At 64.7% G+C, this 18,164-nt stretch carries 16 protein-coding genes, 1 tRNA gene and 1 pseudogene; 5 read left to right on the top strand and 13 right to left on the bottom strand.

The window, feature by feature from the left end:
* Nucleotides 1–58 precede the first annotated feature (58 nt).
* Both IEW24_RS21270 and IEW24_RS21265 read right to left on the bottom strand, forming a co-directional pair.
* A complete protein-coding gene (locus IEW24_RS21270; RefSeq protein ID WP_188582421.1) occupies nt 59–1,009 on the bottom strand; it encodes a FecR family protein in 951 nt (316 codons plus the stop codon).
* A gap of 111 nt (nt 1,010–1,120) precedes the next feature.
* The gene (locus tag IEW24_RS21265; RefSeq protein WP_188582419.1) at nt 1,121–1,624 is read right to left on the bottom strand and encodes an RNA polymerase sigma factor; all 504 of its coding nucleotides are present in this window, start codon (nt 1,622–1,624) and stop codon (nt 1,121–1,123) included.
* Between the two features lie 407 nt (nt 1,625–2,031).
* Here IEW24_RS21265 and IEW24_RS21260 point away from each other — a divergent pair, with 407 nt between their 5' ends.
* Nucleotides 2,032–2,394 (top strand): PRC-barrel domain-containing protein, encoded by a 363-nt coding sequence (locus IEW24_RS21260; protein ID WP_188582417.1) that lies wholly within the window; start codon nt 2,032–2,034, stop codon nt 2,392–2,394.
* A 189-nt stretch (nt 2,395–2,583) separates the two neighbouring features.
* Here the strand turns inward: IEW24_RS21260 and wrbA are convergent, their stop codons facing one another.
* From wrbA to rplU, 5 genes are all read right to left on the bottom strand, one after another.
* Entirely contained in the window at nt 2,584–3,183 is a 600-nt protein-coding gene (wrbA, locus tag IEW24_RS21255) for an NAD(P)H:quinone oxidoreductase (RefSeq protein WP_188582415.1), read from the bottom strand.
* Between the two features lie 525 nt (nt 3,184–3,708).
* Nucleotides 3,709–4,215 carry an RNA pyrophosphohydrolase gene (locus tag IEW24_RS21250; RefSeq protein WP_188582413.1) on the bottom strand — a complete coding sequence of 169 codons (507 nt, stop codon included), beginning with the start codon at nt 4,213–4,215 and terminating at the stop codon, nt 3,709–3,711.
* A gap of 457 nt (nt 4,216–4,672) precedes the next feature.
* Nucleotides 4,673–5,305 (bottom strand): GNAT family N-acetyltransferase, encoded by a 633-nt coding sequence (locus IEW24_RS21245; protein ID WP_188582411.1) that lies wholly within the window; start codon nt 5,303–5,305, stop codon nt 4,673–4,675.
* Between the two features lie 157 nt (nt 5,306–5,462).
* Complete coding sequence (rpmA, locus tag IEW24_RS21240) at nt 5,463–5,732, bottom strand: 50S ribosomal protein L27 (protein ID WP_188582410.1); 270 nt, start codon at nt 5,730–5,732, stop codon at nt 5,463–5,465.
* Nucleotides 5,733–5,747: 15 nt separating this feature from the next.
* Nucleotides 5,748–6,122 (bottom strand): 50S ribosomal protein L21, encoded by a 375-nt coding sequence (gene rplU, locus IEW24_RS21235; protein WP_188582407.1) that lies wholly within the window; start codon nt 6,120–6,122, stop codon nt 5,748–5,750.
* A 367-nt stretch (nt 6,123–6,489) separates the two neighbouring features.
* On the opposite strand from rplU, the gene IEW24_RS21230 reads away from it, so the two are divergent.
* On the top strand, nt 6,490–6,864 hold the full coding sequence (locus IEW24_RS21230) for an acyl-CoA thioesterase (RefSeq protein ID WP_188582667.1): 375 nt from the start codon (nt 6,490–6,492) through the stop codon (nt 6,862–6,864).
* Nucleotides 6,865–7,054: 190 nt separating this feature from the next.
* Nucleotides 7,055–7,144 (top strand) — tRNA-Ser (locus tag IEW24_RS21225).
* Nucleotides 7,145–7,557: 413 nt separating this feature from the next.
* Here the strand turns inward: IEW24_RS21225 and IEW24_RS21220 are convergent.
* From IEW24_RS21220 to IEW24_RS21195, 6 genes and pseudogenes are all read right to left on the bottom strand, one after another.
* A complete protein-coding gene (locus IEW24_RS21220; protein ID WP_188582405.1) occupies nt 7,558–8,253 on the bottom strand; it encodes a hypothetical protein in 696 nt (231 codons plus the stop codon).
* A gap of 23 nt (nt 8,254–8,276) precedes the next feature.
* Entirely contained in the window at nt 8,277–11,693 is a 3,417-nt protein-coding gene (locus IEW24_RS21215) for a hypothetical protein (RefSeq protein ID WP_188582403.1), read from the bottom strand.
* Nucleotides 11,694–12,189: 496 nt separating this feature from the next.
* A complete protein-coding gene (locus IEW24_RS21210) occupies nt 12,190–12,438 on the bottom strand; it encodes a hypothetical protein (RefSeq protein WP_188582401.1) in 249 nt (82 codons plus the stop codon).
* 467 nt (nt 12,439–12,905) lie between these two features.
* Nucleotides 12,906–13,013: pseudogene (locus tag IEW24_RS21205) on the bottom strand (IS5/IS1182 family transposase); the annotation flags it as partial.
* Between the two features lie 223 nt (nt 13,014–13,236).
* The gene (gene dld, locus IEW24_RS21200) at nt 13,237–14,994 is read right to left on the bottom strand and encodes a D-lactate dehydrogenase (RefSeq protein ID WP_188582399.1); all 1,758 of its coding nucleotides are present in this window, start codon (nt 14,992–14,994) and stop codon (nt 13,237–13,239) included.
* A gap of 120 nt (nt 14,995–15,114) precedes the next feature.
* Complete coding sequence (locus IEW24_RS21195; protein WP_188582397.1) at nt 15,115–15,582, bottom strand: Lrp/AsnC family transcriptional regulator; 468 nt, start codon at nt 15,580–15,582, stop codon at nt 15,115–15,117.
* 131 nt (nt 15,583–15,713) lie between these two features.
* Between IEW24_RS21195 and alr the strand changes: the two genes are divergently transcribed.
* Both alr and IEW24_RS21185 read left to right on the top strand, forming a co-directional pair.
* On the top strand, nt 15,714–16,832 hold the full coding sequence (gene alr, locus IEW24_RS21190; protein WP_188582395.1) for an alanine racemase: 1,119 nt from the start codon (nt 15,714–15,716) through the stop codon (nt 16,830–16,832).
* Between the two features lie 37 nt (nt 16,833–16,869).
* The gene (locus IEW24_RS21185; protein WP_188582393.1) at nt 16,870–18,126 is read left to right on the top strand and encodes a D-amino acid dehydrogenase; all 1,257 of its coding nucleotides are present in this window, start codon (nt 16,870–16,872) and stop codon (nt 18,124–18,126) included.
* Nucleotides 18,127–18,164: the final 38 nt, after the last annotated feature.

Here is an 18,164-nt window from a genome sequence, read left to right as displayed (position 1 = left end):
AACAGCAGAAGCTGGAGAAGGCCTCTATGTCGGCCCCGGCCGCCAGCTCCCCATCCCCTCACACCGGCGAGATCACCGTCACATAGCCGCCCACCCGGCGCACATGCGCGCCAAACGGCCGCACCACCGCTTCCAGCGCGCTCAGCGGCTCCTTCAGATCGAACACGCCGCTCACCACGCGGGCACCGAGGAAGGGATCGGCCACCACCACCCGGCCGGGCTGCCAGCGGGCGATCTTCGCCACCATGGCGGAGACCGTCTCGCGCTCGGCCACGATCACACCCTCGCGCCAGGCGCCCACCTGAAACGTCTCGCGGGTGCCCCGCGTCACCTCATGGGAGCTCATGCCCAGCGTCAGCCAGTCGCCGGCCACCAGCCGCGCGCCGCTCTTCAGCACGCTGTGCGGCTCATGCACCTCCACCTCCCCCTGCCCGACCGAAACCGAGAGGAAGCCGCCGTCGCTCGACACATCGAACAGGCTGTCCGAGGCCGTGGCGGCCACATCCTCGAACACCACCCGAAACGGCGCCGCCGCACCGGCCACCTCGAAATAGGCCATGCCCGCCAGCAGCGTGACGCCCCGGTTCTGCGGCGTATAGGCGAGCCCCACCGCGCTGTCCGGGCCGAGGGTCATGATGCTGCCGTCCGGCAGGTCGATGCGCCGGATCTCGGCGGTGTGGGTGACGTAATCGGCCCGCGCCTGCAGCATCGCCTGGGGCAGCACCAGCGACCCTGCCCCCGCCGCCCCCAGCGCCAGAACGCCGCCCGCCAGCAGCGTGCGGCGGGAGAGCCCGCGCCCGCTTTCGGCCTTGCGTTGGGCGGCGAGGATGGAGCCGGTCATGCCGTGGATCTCGGCCACCTGCGCCCACGCCGTCGCATGCGCCGGGCCGCGCGCCACCCACAGGCGCACCATCTCCTGCGACACCGGATTGGCCGGATCGTTCTGCAGGCGGATGGCGAGATCGGCCGCTTCCCGAAACAGACGGCGCGCCTCCGGCATCTCTGTCATGCGGATCCTTCCGGCTCCGGAGCGTGTCCGGCTGAGCGGGAGCCATCGCGCTCCCATCATGCCTTACGGATGAGCGGCGCGATTTTTCTCAAAATTCCGGATGGATGCTTATCACAGCCCCGTCAAACGGGCAGCGATATGCTCATAGGCATCGCGGATCAGGGTCCAGGTGCGCGATGTGGAGAGGCCCAGTTCCGCCGCCACCTCGGCGAGGGTCATCTCCTCCACCCGGTGCATCTGGAAGGCCCTGCGGGTGCGCTCCGGCAATTCCGCCAGCGCCGCTTCCGTCAGCTCCAGCCGCTGGCGGCTGTAGAGGGTGGCCTCCGGCGAGGGCGCGGGATCGACAATGGCCGAAAAGTCATCGGGCGAGAGATCGACACCGGGCAGCACCCGCTCGCGCCGCTTGTGATCCACGCACAGATTGCGGGCGACGCGGAACAGATAGGCGGCGGGATTGTGGGTGGTGGCCGTCTGGCCGGGCGGGGAGACCAGCACGCGCACGAAGGTGTCCTGCGTGAGATCGGCCGCCGTTTCCTCGGTGAGCCCGCGCCGGCGCAAGGCGGCGGTGATGTCGCGCGCATGGCGCACGAACAGATCGTGCAGATCCCAGCTCATGGCGCGACCCGGTGCACGGGGCAACCCGTTCCGGCGGCGGGCGCGCCAACGGCGAAGTCCGGCCGGATGGCCAAGCCGGCAGGGTGCCGGACGGCTCTGGCGAAGGCTGGATGGAGTTTTGAGCGCGCCATTGAACCCGGGGCAACACGAAGGGGCATGCGGAACGCCCGCACGCCACCACTCGCGCCAACGTCGTGCGGAACCATAGGGAGTTTGAAAAAAGGCCTCAAGGTCAATGATTTATAATGATTACAGGGAAGACCGAAGACCCGTTGCAGCGGATGGGCGTAGCCGCGCGCCCTGCGGCAGACCGCCGCCGGGCGCCCCGCACGTGCACAAACTTACGTTACGGAACGTGCGGCCGGACTGCGGTGTTGTGCCTTCAAGAACAGTCACAGGAGGAGACCATGGGCGCCACGCAGGAAACCACCACCCTGATCGCGGGCGACAAGGTGGATGGCACCACCGTCTACAGCCCCGACGGCGAGAAGATCGGCACCATTCACGACGTGATGATCGACAAGGCCACGGGCAAGGTAGCCTATGCGGTGATGTCGTTCGGCGGCTTTCTGGGCATTGGCGAGCATTATCACCCGCTGCCCTGGTCCACGCTGCGCTACGACGTGGACAGCAAGGGCTATCTGGTGAACGTGACCAGCGACGAACTGAAAAGCGCGCCCCACTTCGCCGCCGACGACCAGCCCGACTGGGGCCGCGACTACGAAACGCGCGTCCACGATTATTACCGGACGCCGTATTACTGGGTGTGAGGGCGAGGACGATCCCATACTGATCATCCGCCCAACGTCACAGGTCGCCGAGCCCGGCCGCGACGGGCGTCAGGGACCGACAAATGGCGAGACGGGCGGCTGAGCACGCGCGCCGCCCACCATCAGAAACAAAAAGGGCCGGCCCGGCAAACGCCGGACCGGCCCTCTCGCAAAGGACTGATCAGAGGATCAGGAGAACAGCTTGGCGGCGGTCTTGGCCACCAGCTCGCCCTGATGGCGGGCGCCGGCAAGATCGATCTCGCTGGGCTGGCGCGAGCCGTCGCCGGCCGCCAGCGTGGTGGCGCCGTAGGGCGAGCCGCCCACGATCTCGGTCATGTTCATCTGGCCCTGATGGCTGTAGGGCAGGCCCACGATCACCATGCCGAAGTGCAGCAGGTTGGTGATCATGGAGAACAGGGTGACTTCCTGGCCGCCATGCTGGGTGGCGGTGGAGGTGAAGGCCGCGCCCACCTTGCCGTTCAGCGCGCCGCGCATCCACAGGCCGCCGGCCTGATCGAGGAAGGACGCCATCTGCGAGGCGAGGCGACCGAAGCGGGTCGGGGCGCCGACGATGATGGCGTCGTAATGCTCCAGATCGGCGATGGTGGCGACGGGCGCCGCCTGATCGAGCTTGAAGTGGGCGGCCTTGGCCACTTCAAGGGGGGCGGTCTCGGGTACGCGCTTCACGTCCACGGTGGCGCCGGCGGCGCGGGCGCCCTCGGCGACGGCATTCGCCATGGTCTCGAGATGGCCGTAGGACGAGTAATAGAGAACCAGAACCTTAGCCATGACGGCCTCCAACTGACGCGGGGCATCTGCCCCCGATGATCCCGCCGGCCGATCACCGTGCGTGATCGCGGCGGCCCGGGCTGGAGGCGTGCGAACGCCCACCCGGCTTGAACCGGGCCGGACAGTGCCATGGGTCGATAGCGAGAAACAGTCGAATAATGTTGGTCGTTACGTTCTATTTTTCAGAACGAACGGCTGCCGGCCGACCGGGGCGGCTTAGCGGATCGCTATGGAGCGCGGGGCACCGATGCAGCAAAGGAACCGTCATCCCCGGACTTGATTCCGAAGTCGGATGTTTCCGACTTCGGTCCCAAAGTGCGGAAGTCGGCAAGCCGACTTCCGGGGATCCACGTGGTCCCGCCAGGCAGGTGCTGGCCTGGTCCGCGAACGGCTGGGGCAGAACCTGGGTCTGGCGCCGTCCACGGTCGGCCCGACGTGGATACCCGGGTCAAGCCCGGGCATGACAATCTACTGCTTCAAGACCGTTGCACGCTGGAGGCCACGATCCATCCTACCGCCCAACGCTCACGCCTTGGCGAAGCGCCGGAATTCGCGGGTCACGCGCTCATAGACCGGGCGCTTGAAGGGGATCACCAGTTCGGCCGCGCGATCGAGGCTGTCCCAGCGCCAGGAGGAGAATTCCGGCTTGTGGACGCCGCCACCGGGCTTGAGGATGTCGATCTCGCCCTCCTCGCCCGTGAAGCCGAAGGCATACCACTTCTGGGTCTGGCCGCGATACTTGCCCTTCCACGCCTCGCCCGCCACGCGGCCCGGCAGATCGTAATTGAGCCAGTCCTCAACTTCGCCCAGCTTCGTCACCGAGCGGATGGAGGTCTCCTCATAAAGCTCGCGCAGCGCCGCCTCATAGGGCTCCTCGCCCTTGTCGATGCCACCCTGCGGCATCTGCCAGGAATGGGTGGCATCCACATGCTCCGCCCCGCCCAGCCGCTGGCCGAGAAACACCTGCCCCGCCCGGTTGAAGATGGCGAGACCCACGCAGGGGCGATAGGGGAGATCTTCCAGACGGGTCATCACTGCCTTTCCCACCGGACGCAACCTCAGGCTGCGCACAGGACTGATGAGGGTGCATCCATCGCTTACGCTCAGGATTGTCGCACCACCGATGCCCCACCCAAACCCGACCGGGGGGCTGCTGGCAAGGGGGAGCCGGGGAGATCGGCACCGGAGAGCGACGGGAGGTTTCCGGATACGCCTAACGCGTGCTGGAGCCGCTCGCCGGGGAGAGCCAATGTGCCACCCGGCGGACATGTCCCTGTCCATCCCTGTGCCATCCGGCACTGTCCGTTGCACGCACCCGCGCCGAGGCTTGTGGCGACACGATTCCGGCACAACAGGAATGGACCACCGGGAAGGGGCGACCCATGGCCATGACGGGTCGTCACGCTGCCAGAGGGCCATCGCGGCCGTGGCACATTCGGACGGTAAGGGGGGGAGGATGGGCGGTCCCGGATGGACCGCCCGGTTCACCTCAGTGGGCGAATTCCCGCCGCATGGGCATGGCAGCGGCGCCCCAGGCGCGGAGCGAGGCCCAGGTGCGCCGGTCGAGCTGGAACCGGTCCACGGGCACCGAGGCGGACAGCGCCTTGACCCGGCACAGGCCGACGCCCGACCACTGGAAGGCGCACTTCTCCAGCACCCGGCGGGAGGCGGGATTGACCACGCGGGCGGCGGCGGCCAGCTGGTCGATGTCCGTCTCCGAGAAGGCGTAGTCGATCACGGCGCGCATGGCCTCGGTGGCAATGCCCTTGCCCCAGAAGGGCTCGCCGATCCAGTAGCCGATCTCGTGGACCGTCTCCGGCGGCCGGCGGCCGAAGCTGCACATGCCCGCAAATTCTTGATTACCCTCGCTTTTCAGGAAGAGCGCGAAGGTGGTGGCGTCCGGACCCTGGGCCAGCGTCTCCACGAAGGTACGGGCGTCGGACAGGCGATAGGGATAGGGCAGGTTCGCCGTCATCTCGGCGATCCGGTGGTTGTTGGCAAGGGCCGCCACGGCCGGCACGTCCTCGATGCGCGGCGCGCGGAGCACGAGCCGTTCGGTTTCGAGGACGGGGATACAGCTCTCCGCGAAAGGCGTGCCCAAAGGCTGTTCGACGAGGGTCATGGCAAGCTCCAGAAGGTGAGACAAGACATTGCGGACAAACGAAAACCGGGGAGACGATCGCTCGTCTCCCCGGTCAATTCGGAAGCCCAGATGTCCTGGTCAGGCTCCCACCGGCTCGACGAGCGCGGCGGGATCCATCACCTTGGATTCTCGCCGCTTATTCAGCCGCCTGAAGGGCGGGAACGACCGATACGAAGGTACGGTCGTTGGATTTGGTGCGGAATTCGACTTTGCCGTCCACGAGCGCGAACAGGGTATGGTCCTTGCCCATGCCCACGTTGGTGCCGGGATGCCACTTCGTGCCGCGCTGGCGCACGATAATGTTGCCGGGAATGACGGCTTCGCCGCCGAACTTCTTCACGCCAAGGCGACGACCGTCGGAGTCGCGCCCGTTGCGGGAGGAGCCGCCTGCTTTTTTATGAGCCATGGAACCTAACTCCTATCAGGCTTCGGCAGCGGCCGGAGCGGCCGCGCGCGGGGCTCGGACGGTGGCCTTGGCCACTTCGCCGTTGAGCCCGGAAATCTCGGTGATACGCACCACCGTCAGTTCCTGACGATGACCGCGCTTGCGACGGGAATTCTGACGGCGGCGCTTCTTGAAGGCAATGACCTTCTCGCCACGGGTCTGCTCGACCACCTCGCCGGTGACCGACGCGCCTTCCACCACCGGGGCGCCCACATGGGTCGCAGCGCCGGTCAGCAGCAGCACGGGGAAGGTCACGGTCTCGCCGGCCGCAGCCTCGAGCTTCTCGATGGTGATGACGTCGTCCGCGGCAACGCGATACTGCTTGCCGCCTGTTTTAATGACCGCGAACATCTGTTCTCGCTTTCGTGTTCAGCCACGCCTCGAAGGGCAGGCTTCTTCCGGTCGGTGAGGGATTCCCGCGGACCATAGGGTTCACGGGAGGGTGCTCTTTACGCGCGGGGCCATCGCCTGTCAATGCGCGAAAGCTTGGAATTCCTATAACCGCGCTTGCATGCCGCGTCATCCTTTGGCATCGACGATGAGGACAACACCGGTTCCCAAAACCGGCCCCACTGCTTCGCCTCAGGCGACAGCCGCTCCCAGGAGAACGCTGCCGCCCCCAAAGGACCGCCCGCTCATGCCGCCCTCCTCCGCCAAGACGACCGACGGCAAGACGACCGACGGCAAGACGACCGACGGTAAGACCCCCGATGGGCAGATGCCCGATGGCATGCCGGTGATCCGCACCATCGCCATGCCCAGCGACACCAATCCCTCGGGCGACATCTTCGGCGGCTGGCTCATGTCGCAGATGGACCTCGCGGCCGGCAACATCGCCGCCCGCCGCGCTCGCGGCCGCGCCGCCACCATCGCCGTTGAAGGTATCACGTTCCTCTCGCCGGTCTATGTGGGCGACGAGGTGAGCCTGTTCGGCACCCTGCTCCATGTGGGCCGCACCTCCATGCGGATCGAGGTGGAAGCCTGGCGCCGCGCGCGGGAGAGCGACGAGTCGCAGAAGGTGACGGAGGCCATCTTCACCTTCGTGGCCATCGACGCCCAGCGCAAGGCGCGCCCCGTTCCGCCGGAATATTGAGCCATAGCAACGATTTTTAGCCGTCGGGCGGCGTCGCGCAACGGCCGTTGGCGACGCCGCCTCGGATCCAGGCGCTCGACCGGGATTGCCCGAACCTTGCGTTGCCCACAAGCCTCTCTTGTGTCGCCCCGCGGTCTCGGCTAGAAGCGCGTCCGACTACGCCGGAGCCCTCGGGTTTCGTGCCTCGGCTGGAGAGGTGGCAGAGTGGTCGAATGCACCGCACTCGAAATGCGGCATACGGGCAACCGTATCGGGAGTTCGAATCTCCCCCTCTCCGCCATTCCAACCCCTTAAATGATTGTGGTGGTTGTTTTTTCTGAAGGCGGCTGATGCAGCCCCAGCAGTAGCCCCAGCGCGCCCACCGAGACGTCTCGTCCGACGCGACCGTTTCCAGTAAACGGCGATCCGGCGATTGGGCCCTCGATTTATCATCGCGGCTAAACGAACGCGGCGGCAGTTCAAGCCGCGTCCAATCCCTGCTGCCATCGGTTAGCCGACAAAAAATGCACGAGGGCGATCTGGCTTGCCGTTGAGACGTTCAAGCCAGACGCGAACGCGATGCGTCTCAAGCTGGCGTGCAATCGTCGGCGACTGAAGCCTGTTCGCATATCCAATACAGCGGGCGCCAAGAAGAATCTTCACAGCGCCAGCTGTGCGGGTTGTCCGGCTCGGCCTCCAACCTGCATTCTGACCCTAGACCTCGAGCCGCTTTTGCAGTGCGACCATCTTGAAATGCCAGTCATTCACGCCGCCCTTGTTGCTCCGATGAACAAAGACATTCTGGATCTGTGCCGCGATGGCCGCGAGATAATCCGGATGGGCGAAGGGTATGTCGAAGACCCCGGTCCGCAGGAAAATTTCGAACACTTCTGCAGTCTTGCGGCAGGGCGGAAGCGCGTTCTCGAACGGCGGCTGCCAGTGAAAGTCCTCGATCACATAGAAGCCACCGGGCTGCACCTTGTCGAACAGCTTAAGGAACGCGAGCTGTTGGTGAAAGGACGCGTGAGAGCCGTCGTCGATCGCGAGCTTGAGCTGCGGGAGCGTCGCCGCAAGCCGATCGAGGTCGGCAACGCTGCCGAGATCTCCGCGATGGAACTGGAACCGGTCGAGCTTGATGTGGCTGAAGTTGGAGAGGTCGAAGCCGTGGATGCTCGCCTTCGGAAAGTAGTCCAGCCAGGTGCGGATGGAGGGGACGTCGGAGCCGCGGCGATCCACCGACGCGCCAGCTTCCACGCCGCCGCGCTCAAGCCCGATTTCGAGCATGGTGAACTCCTCGTTCCGGAACTGCTCGAACAGGAAGGAGTAGAGCGTCGTGTAGTTGTGAGCGTGACCTTCGCGCGACCCCTTGTCGGTCTTGTAGTGGTCTGCGAGTTCAACAAGGTCAACCATGGCCCGTTTATCCCTGAATGAGGTCAGTAGGAGCAGCCGATCCGCTGGAGAACCGACTGGTCCTCCAGGGTGTGGCTGGCGCCAAAAGCTTCCCGCAGCACGCTTTGACGCGACAGCACTTGGTAGAGCGAGGTGCAGACCGTGCTGATGGATTCATGATCCAGATCGAAAATGCCGCGCAAATCGTGTTTCCCAAGCAGCTTCCGGGCAATCCGGAAGCACTCGTGCTGCGCCCGCACGCGGGCGAGGGTCTCTTCGTCGCGCGCATCCTCCGCGAACACGGGAACCGGAAAATCCAGGAGGTAGCGCACATCGACCACCATGCCGTGGTCGGTGTAGTTGGACATTTCGATGGTCGAGCAATCGAGGCCCCCGACGCTGGGGGGGACGACATTGTGCACCACGCAGGTCTTCGGGGACGGAGCCTTGCGCTCATAGCCGACCACCGGCGCCAGTTGATGCAACAGAAAAACGGGCATGTCTTCGCGGTCGAGCTTCTGCGCCAGATGGGCGAGCGACCAGCCGGAGCCGCAGAGATCGACCACAATGGTGTCGTCGGTGATGAGCTCGCTTGCGTAGCGCAGATAGCTCGGCGAGGCCTGCGTCCTGGCCACGCGGCTGGTGTAGAAATAGGTGGACGAGCGCTGCATGCCGCCCAATTGCGCCATGTCGTCGAACAGGGGGCGCCACATGTCGCAATCGCGGCTGGAGAAGAGCACGGAGCGCTTTCCGAGCTGCTCGCCAAGCCGCAGCAAAGCGACGCTCGACAACAATAGAATGGGGAAGTTCAGGCTTGCCTGCACCAGCTGGAGCTTGCGCGTCTGGGCATCGGCCGACCAGGTCGAGAGGCGGATCTCGCGGCACAGTTCGGCGAGCGGCCGCAGGCCGATCGACTTGAGGACGTTCTCAACCGTGGTCGGTTCTGAGATCGAGGTGTGACGGCTGGTGATGTTGAAGGATGTGGGGACCAGCACGTCGGAACGCGTGTTGTCGCCAAGATGCTCGCGGATCCGCAAGGTGTCGCTCGCATGCGGCCAGATCATGCCGGATCTCTTGCCGTCGCTGGTCACGACCAGGCTGACCTTCTGATCCACGCCGGCTTTGTCGAGCAGCCGCTTAATGGTGTCCGAACCCAGATACATATCGGAGATCAAAACATCGCCATGGTGGATCTGTGCGATATTCTCCGCGATCGGCAGGACCTGATCGATCTCGATCTCGATCTCGATCGCCTTGATTTCCTGGGCGCGCGCGGCGTCGAGCTCAAGAACCTTCGCGAGTTCATCGTAGATGGTGTCGATGGTGTAGGCGCTTCGGGCGACGGTTGCCTCGGCCCCCTTTCGCGCGCTCGTGAAGCCAGGCATATCGATGCGCGCAGCGACCATATCGAAGACGATCGACGGCTCGATGCACCGCCGCGCGATCAACGTATCGAACACATCGAAGGTGCGCACATGCGGCTTGTCAGCATCGGCCGGCAAGACGGCTGGCGTCTCGATCTCATCGGGGGCATCGATCAGATCGGGCGAGAGGGCGGGTTGTCCCGCCACCGACGGAAAAGCGGCAGCAGATGCGGAGGTTTCGCCGGTGGCGCCGATCAGATAGGTCCGGCCGTCAGCGGCCACGGGCGTGGCCCCGGCCGGCGTGCGGAGTGGATGGCTCCGCGTCTCCGCCGTGCCAGCCGCAGCGTTCGAGCGCCGCATGGCAAGTGACGGCGATTTCGCGGGGGCGCCGATCAGATAGGACCGCCCATCGGAGCCCCCCGCGTCGACGCGGGCTTCGACCTTCGCCTGCACTGAAGTTTCCGCTGACGCCCTGATAGGCGCAGGCTGCGAGGCTGGCGCCGATGGCGTGAGCGTATCGCGCCGCTCGCTGTCGGCAAGGCCAACCAGGCGCATGATGTTGAGGCGGCGCGCCGGCGGCTGCTCCAAGAGCCAGGCCTTGATCGCGTCCTGGTCGGGTAGCTGTCGGGCGCCTGGTGGCGGGGTTTCTCCTACCACCTGATAAGTATTGGCCCACATGCAGAGATAATCCACCGTCCGCTCATTCAAGCGGCCAGTGACGAGGTTCGCCATCGACAGCACGCGATGGAAGATCTGGTCGCCGACCGCCGCCAATCTGCGCGGCTGGGCGGCGAAGTGGTGCAGCAAATGGAAGGAGCCGCGCAGGAAGAAGAAGCAATTGGTGTCGACGTCTTGCGGGCCGGCATTGATTGGCATCACCGACCAATCGGGTCGGCGATAGGAGCGCGATGCCATCAGCCAGTCGCAGTCCGGCCCGATTTCCTGCGCCCGTGCAAGGCACTTTTCCACATGCTCGGGTTGATACCGATTGTCGGCATCGAGAAAGCAGAGCGCGTCCCAGTCTTCGGAGACGGCAAGCAGGGCACCGACGCCGCGCGGAGAATTTCCGTAGTCGTCGTGCGATCGGTCGAGCTTTACGTGGCGCAGGTTGGTCCCGTCGATCCAGTCCTGCGGGAAGCCGTCGGCAACCAGCATGTGGCCGATGGTGGCGATGCCCTTTGCTGCCGCAGTCTGCGCTGCCACCGAGGCGATGCAGGCCTCGAGCATCGCGCGGCCTTCCTTGTAGTAGGCTGTGACGACGAGCACCCGCGTCGGCTTCGGCTGCAACGATGCGGGTTCCGCCGTGACTTGCGGACGCGAAGTGGCTAGGCCGGCCAGCCGCCAGACGATGGTGCGCTCACGTTCGCTGAGGGTCGTGAGCCATCTCCTGACGACCGAGGAATCCACATTGGGTTTGGCCCCTACCGGCGGGGTCTCGCCGACAGCCCGGTAGAGCGACTCCCACAAGCAGAGATAGGCGACAGTCGGCTGCTGGACGACCGCCATTTTGAGTTTGGCAGCTTTGAGCGCGGCATAGAACAGCCGGTCGCCGACGGACGATACGGCATTGGGAACGGATGCGAAGCGGTGAAGCCAGGGATAAGAGGCAGGGAGGAAGAAGTAGCAATTGGTATCGACGTGATGCTCAATAGACTCTTCGGCGATCGGCAACACGCTCTCGTCGGGGCGGCGCATAGTCCTACGCGCGACCACATAATCAATGCTGCTGCCATGCTTGGCGGCCAGCGCGAGGCACGCTTCGATGTGCTGCGGCTCGAACCAGTTGTCGGCGTCGCAGTAGCAGATGGCATCGTAATTCTCGACGATACCGAGCAGTGTTCCAACCCCGCGGGGGGTGTTGCCATAGTCTGCATGCGCGCGGTCCAGCCGGACGTGCCGTACCGCCTCTCCGTCGATCCAGTCTTGGGGAAAACCGTCGGCCACGAGCATGTGGTCCACGACCACCTTGTTCCGCTTCGCAGTCTGTGTGGCGACGGAGCGGATCGTCCGCTTAATAAGAGTCGGATCTTCCTTGTAGTAGCCCGTCACCACAAGGACGCGCGGTGTCGTCCCGGCATCGCTCTCAACCTTGCTCACAGCTCGCTCCCCCAAACGAAATGTTTAGCCGGCGGCGCGTCGTTAAAGCGCCTCCATCCCACAGGGCATCCGGCCCTACCGATCTTGGCAAATGGCGTCCGGCACGTGCGCTGGCCATTCGCTTTCCTCTTAATTATCAGATGCTTAATACCCACCCCAAGGCATCAGAACCCAGCGGCGTCGGTCTGTATGCCTGCCCGAATTTGATAAGCGCGTAGTCATCTCGAACTGCAGTCGGCTTCATTATATGTGTGACACCCTCCCCGCAGGGGCGGCACGGCGACGCGCAGTCCCTGGCAACATCGCTACTTTAAGACCGAGAGAACATGAGCTTATGAAATGGCAAGTTTAATGACGGCGCACGTCGATCTCGATGCAGATACGATATCGAATCACACAGCAATGGACGGGCGGCATCTAGAGAAATATCTGACTTTTTGATCTAAACTTGCAGTTACTGCAACGATAGCGGCGTCACCTGAAGCTTTAAATTATATCACTCCAAGGTTTCAAACATCGTGACACCTGTTGATAGTTCGATCAATAAATTCACCGTCGCACGCGTGTAACTCGCCGTCATGACTGTCATCTGTGGTGTACTGATGGGGGTACTGATCGATTGCTTTTCGCCGACATCGAAGTCTACGACCCGGGCATGGGGAATATCGAGCGCTGCCCGCAAGCGAGCGGCGAGGTCCGCCGATATGACGGCAATTTGGTCGCCATCAATCTGGAGTAGTGGCATCCTTTAACCTCATGTTCGGAATAAAGAAATTCGATACCCGGCTTATTAGCGATGGCAACTAATGAGTGTTGATCAATATATAGCCATCCATCGAGGAGCCATCCATCGAAACGGAGTGGGTGTCACTGCTCCTAATTGTCGCAGCGGCAGCTTGCCCTCCCCCCGATGCCCCGCCTTGAAGGTCTCGCACTATCGCCCGTGAACGGCTCGATCTGCTGCGCCCCCTTGAGGACCCAGTTAGATGCGGATATCCAGTTCGCCGCCAATAACGTTCGCCCCCGCCCGCGCAACAATTGTTGTCTTTATTGTCATAATCCTGACGATCGTGTAACGGGAGACGCCATGGTTCCAGCGTCGCGAAGCTGGCAGGATCCCCACGCGCGGAGATATCGCGTGGCGATGCCGGGCGCTCCTAGTGCAGTTGAGAAAGCGCTCAATACAACTGAATCAGGCTCAGGACTTTTTAATCAGAGCCAGAAAATGACGGCAGCGGCGATGCGTATGGCTGACAAGAAGGTATGGGCGCAGCGGTCGTAGCGGATGGCGATGCGGCGCCAGTCCTTGAGCTTGGCGAACAGGTTCTCGGCCTTGTGCCGCTGCCTGAGTATCGAGCCTCAGTTTGGGCAAGCCGATAAAGCTTGGTAGGGCATTACCAAGAGAAAAGCACCGTCCCGGACGGAGCAAGCTTGCGCCCACGCCGATCCCTGCCTCGGTTGAGGCTGCGCATGGGTCTTCAAAGGGCAAAAGAGAGCCGCCCGGGAGCCGCCCCACCATGGGGGCACTCCCGAACAACCGGCCTCAGACCACCGCTTCGGCCTTCCAGCCATCGCGCTGCTTCGGCCCGCCGCCAATGCCGGGGTTCATGCAGTTGCAAGGGTCCAGTGCGCGGTAGTGGGAGAGCAGAGCCGGCTTCGCCCTGTAGAGATGGCCCACATTGTGCTCGGCCGGATATTCCGCGCCGCGCGTGTCGAGGATGTCCCACATCTCGTGCTCGAGAGCGATGGGATCCACGCCTGCATTCACGATGTAATCCTGATGCAGGACGTGGCAGAGGAAGTGGCCGTAGAACAGCTTCTTATGGATCTTGGCATCCATCTCGGCGGGCAGATGCTCGAACCATGCGCGCTCGTTCCGGCGCAACGCGATGTCCAGCGCCAGAATGCCACCCACCTTGCCCTCATACACGGCGCTGTAGCGCCCGGCCGCACCCGCCACGGCGAAGCGATGCAGGAAGGCCTTGGCGCCCTCCTCGGCGGTACATTCGAAGGACGCCCCCTCCCCCGTCTTGAAGCAGGCGGCGAGATAGGCGCGGGCTTCCTCCACCCCTTCGCCCGGCACCTTCAGCAGCAGATGGTGTTCATAGGCGTCGCGATAGTCCCGCATCCGCTTGGGCAGATGCGAGGGAAACAACGCGCTCAGGCCCTGAAGCAGGCGGTCTCCCAGATTGCGCGGCAGAAAACCGAACTTCTCCACGAAGGCGTCGAAGCGGCTCTTCCATGAGAAGAAAGTGGGCATGCGGCCCGCGCCCAGATGACAGATCGCCAGGAACACGTCCTTGCCGTAGACCTCCGCAATGTCGAAGGCCTCCCGGTGGATATACTCGCCGGCGATGGGCAGCGCCTTGAAGCCGGACAGGACATCGCGCCGGATGCGGGTGAGCACGTCGGCATTATTGGTGCCGATATAGAAGACCTTTTGTCCGGCCTGCACCGGGAAGGTGTCCAGCCGCACCGCGAACACCACCAGCTTGCCGGCGCTGCCGGAGGCCTCGAACAGGCGCTTGGGATCGGCATTGAAGCGCGCGGGCGTATCCGCGTCCACGTCCCGCACATGGCGGGCATAGTCGGGGTCCGACGCCGCCCCGGCATCGGGATTGACCGAAGCGTCGGTGTAATCCCCCCCATCGAGGCGGGCGAGAATCTGCTCCGGCTCGTTGCCGAGATCCACGCCCAGATGGTTGACGAGGCTGAGGCGCCCGTCCTCGCCCACGCGGCCGAACAGCGCCAGCTCGGTATAGACCGGGCCGCGCTGCACCAGCGAGCCGCCGGAATTGTTGCACACCCCGCCGAGCACCGAGGCACCGATGCAGGAGGAGCCGATCACCGAGTGCGGCTCGCGCCCGAGCGGCTTCAGCAGCCGTTCGAGCTGATCCAGCGTCGCCCCCGGAAAGCAGAGCACCTGTTTGCCACCGAGAATCGGCTGGATCTTGTTCATGCGCAGGGTGGAGATGATGACCACCGGGCGATCGTAGCTGTCGCCATCCGGCGTGGAGCCGCCAGTGAGGCCCGTATTGGCGGCCTGCATGATCACGACGGCGCCCGCTTCCACGCTCGCCTTGGCAGCCTTCCACATCTCCACCAGCGTGCCCGGCCGGATGACCGCAAGCACGGGCCCCGTGCCAAAGCGGAAGCCGGAACGGAAGCGGCGAGTCTGCGCGTCGCCCGTCAGCACGTGGGAGGATCCCACCGCCTCCCGCAACCGGCTGAGCAAGTCCGCATTCGACGGCCGCGCGTGCGTCTGCACCGAAGGAGAGGTCAGGGGCGAGGGAGAGGCCATGATTGCTCCAGATGACAGCGCGTCCGAACGCCCCGCTATTTCACGGGTTGATCGATGCCGCAAGCGAACAGAGCGCGTGGTCCATCCTGCGGACCCTTGCGACCGTTCCGGCGTTGCGGCTCAAGGCTCCGTAGCCGCCCGTCGGCGTCCCAGAACGTTGCGGATGGAGAAGCTGGAGTGGATGCGCAGCACCCCCGGCAAGGTGGAGAGAATCTCGGTGTGGATGCGCTCGAATTCCGAGGCATTGCCGATGTCCACCCGCAGCAGATAATCCGCGCCGCCGGTCATCAGGTAGCACTCACGGATTTCCGGATAGCGCCGCACCGCCGCCTCGAAACGGTTGAGATAATCCTCGGTCTGGCGCTCCAAAGTGATGTTGATGATCACGGCCATCACCTCCGCGCTGGAGGCGTGATCGAGGAGGGCCGTATAGCCCCGGATCACGCCGCTATGCTCCAGCAGCCGGATGCGCCGGAGGCAGGCCGAAGGTGAAAGGCCCACCTCCTCCGCCAGCTTGGTATTGCTCATGCGCGCGTTCAGGCGCAGCAGGCGGATGATGTTCCGGTCGATGGCATCCAGGGTCGACATGCACAAATCTGCTTTTTCTTCGTCGATCCGCGCACAATTACCGCGTGGATGAAATTTTCAAGCACAAATCGACCACCTTTTGCGCGATCCTTGTCCTAGCATGTAAATACCTTCTGCGGGATGGCACACACATGTACGTGGACGTTTCCGAGCCTCAGGCCGCCGAGACGGCACCGGGCCTTCTGACCATCAACCTGTCCGCGCTGGCTCGCAATTATCGGGCGCTGGCTGCGCGCCTCGCCCCCACGGCGGCCGGCGCTGTCGTCAAGGCCGATGCCTATGGGCTGGGCGCGACACGGGTGGCGCCTGCCCTTCATGCCGCCGGATGCCGGACCTTCTTCGTGGCCCATCTGGGCGAGGCCCTGAAGCTGCGCCGCCTCATCCCGGACGATTCCCGCCTGTTCGTGCTCAATGGCCTGCTGCCCGGAGCCGAGGCGCTGTGCGCGGACGCCGACATCATCCCGGTGCTCAATTCGCTGGAGCAGGTGGCCAATTGGGCTGCCGCCGCGCAGGCACAGGGTCGCTCGCTGCCAGCCGCCCTCCAGTTCGATACCGGCATGTCCCGCCTCGGCCTGTCGGACGACGAGGCACAGGCGCTGGTGGACGATCCCTCCCTGCTGCGCGGCATCGATATCGCCTTCGTCATGAGCCATCTGGCCTCGGCGGACGAGCCGGACAGCCCGCAGAACGCCGCCCAGCTCGCTGCCATGCGCCGCTTTGCTGCCGCCTATCCGGGCCTGGACATCTGCTTCTCCAACTCCGGCGGCATCTTCCTCGATGCCGGCTACCACGTCGCTCTCGCGCGCCCCGGCATTGCTTTGTATGGCGGCGCGCCCACGGGCGGCATCGGAAATCCCATGGAACCCGTGGTGCGGCTCGATGTGCGCGTGACCCAGACCCGCACCGTGCCCGCAGGTGCCCGTGTGGGTTATGGCGGCACCTATGTGACCAAGGGCGAGACCCGCCTTGCCACCGTCGCCGCCGGCTATGCGGATGGCCTGCCCCGGCACCTGAGCGATCGTGGCGCCGCCTATTTCGGCGGCACCCGCCTGCCCATCGTCGGCCGGGTGTCCATGGATGCCATGACGCTGGATATCTCCGCGCTTCCCGAAGGCGCCCTGAAGCTCGGCAGCCTGGTGGAGATCATCGGCCCGCACCAGTCGCTGGAAGACGTGGCGGCGGCGGCCGGGACCATCGCCTACGAGATCCTGACCAGCCTCGGTCAGCGCTACCACCGCGCCTATCGCTGAGCCGCAACCGGCCGGCCAAATAAAACCAGAGGGTTCCATGAAGATCGCCATTCTCGGCGCCGGCGTCATCGGCGTCACATCCGCCTACTACCTCGCCAAGGCGGGGCATCAGGTGACGGTTCTGGACCGGCAGGCCGGTCCGGCGCTGGAAACCAGCTTCGCCAACGCCGGCGAGGTCTCCCCCGGCTATTCCTCGCCCTGGGCCGCCCCCGGCATCCCGCTCAAGGCGCTGAAGTGGATGTTCATGAAGCATGCGCCGCTGGTGGTGCGTCCCACGGCCGACATCGCCACCTGGCGCTGGATGCTCGCCATGCTGCGCAACTGCACCTCGGCGCGCTACGTGGTGAACAAGGGCCGCATGGTGCGCCTCGCCGAATACAGCCGCGACTGCCTCATGGCCCTGCGCGACGAAACCGGCATCGACTATGACCAGCGCATGCAGGGCACGCTGCAGCTGTTCCGCACGCAGGAACAGCTGGACAGCATCGGCAAGGATATCGAGGTGCTGCGCGCCGACGGCGTGCCGTTCGAGGTGCTGGATGCGTCGGGCTGCATCACCCACGAGCCCGGCCTCGGCCATGTGCGCGAGAAGATCGCGGGCGGCCTGCTGCTGCCCCATGACGAAACCGGCGACTGCTTCAAGTTCACCAATGCCCTCGCCAAGCTGTGCGAAGCCATGGGCGTCACCTTCCGCTTCAACGTGGACATCCGCCGGCTGCGCACCGAGGGCCAGCGCGTGGTCGCGGTGGAGACCCCGGAAGGCGACATCACGGCGGATACCTTCGTGGCTGCGCTCGGCAGCTATACGCCCCACCTGCTGAACCCGCTCGGCCTCGATCTGCCGGTCTATCCGGTGAAGGGCTATTCCATCACCGTTCCCATCGTGGACGAGAGCAAGGCGCCGGTCTCGACCGTGATGGACGAAACCTACAAGGTGGCCATCACCCGCCTCGGCGACCGCATCCGCGTGGGAGGCATGGCGGAGATCGCCGGCTTCGCGCTCGACCTGCCGCCCGCCCGCCGGGCAACGCTGGAAATGTCCGTAGAAGACCTGTTCGGCGGCGCTGGCGACCAGAAGCAGGCCACCTTCTGGACCGGCCTGCGCCCGATGACGCCGGACGGCACGCCGGTGATCGGCGCCACCCGCTACGGCAATCTTTACCTGAATGCCGGCCACGGCACGCTGGGCTGGACCATGTCCTGCGGCTCCGGCCGTGTGCTGGCGGATCTGGTCAGCGGCGCCCGCCCGGAAATCGAAACCTCCGACCTCGCCATCTCCCGCTACGCGGCCTGAACCACAGCCTGCCCCCGGTGGGGCAGGCTCCTGCTCAC

Source organism: Azorhizobium oxalatiphilum (assembly GCF_014635325.1).
GTDB lineage: Bacteria > Pseudomonadota > Alphaproteobacteria > Rhizobiales > Xanthobacteraceae > Azorhizobium > Azorhizobium oxalatiphilum.
This window is presented reverse-complemented; position numbering and strand designations above follow the sequence as displayed.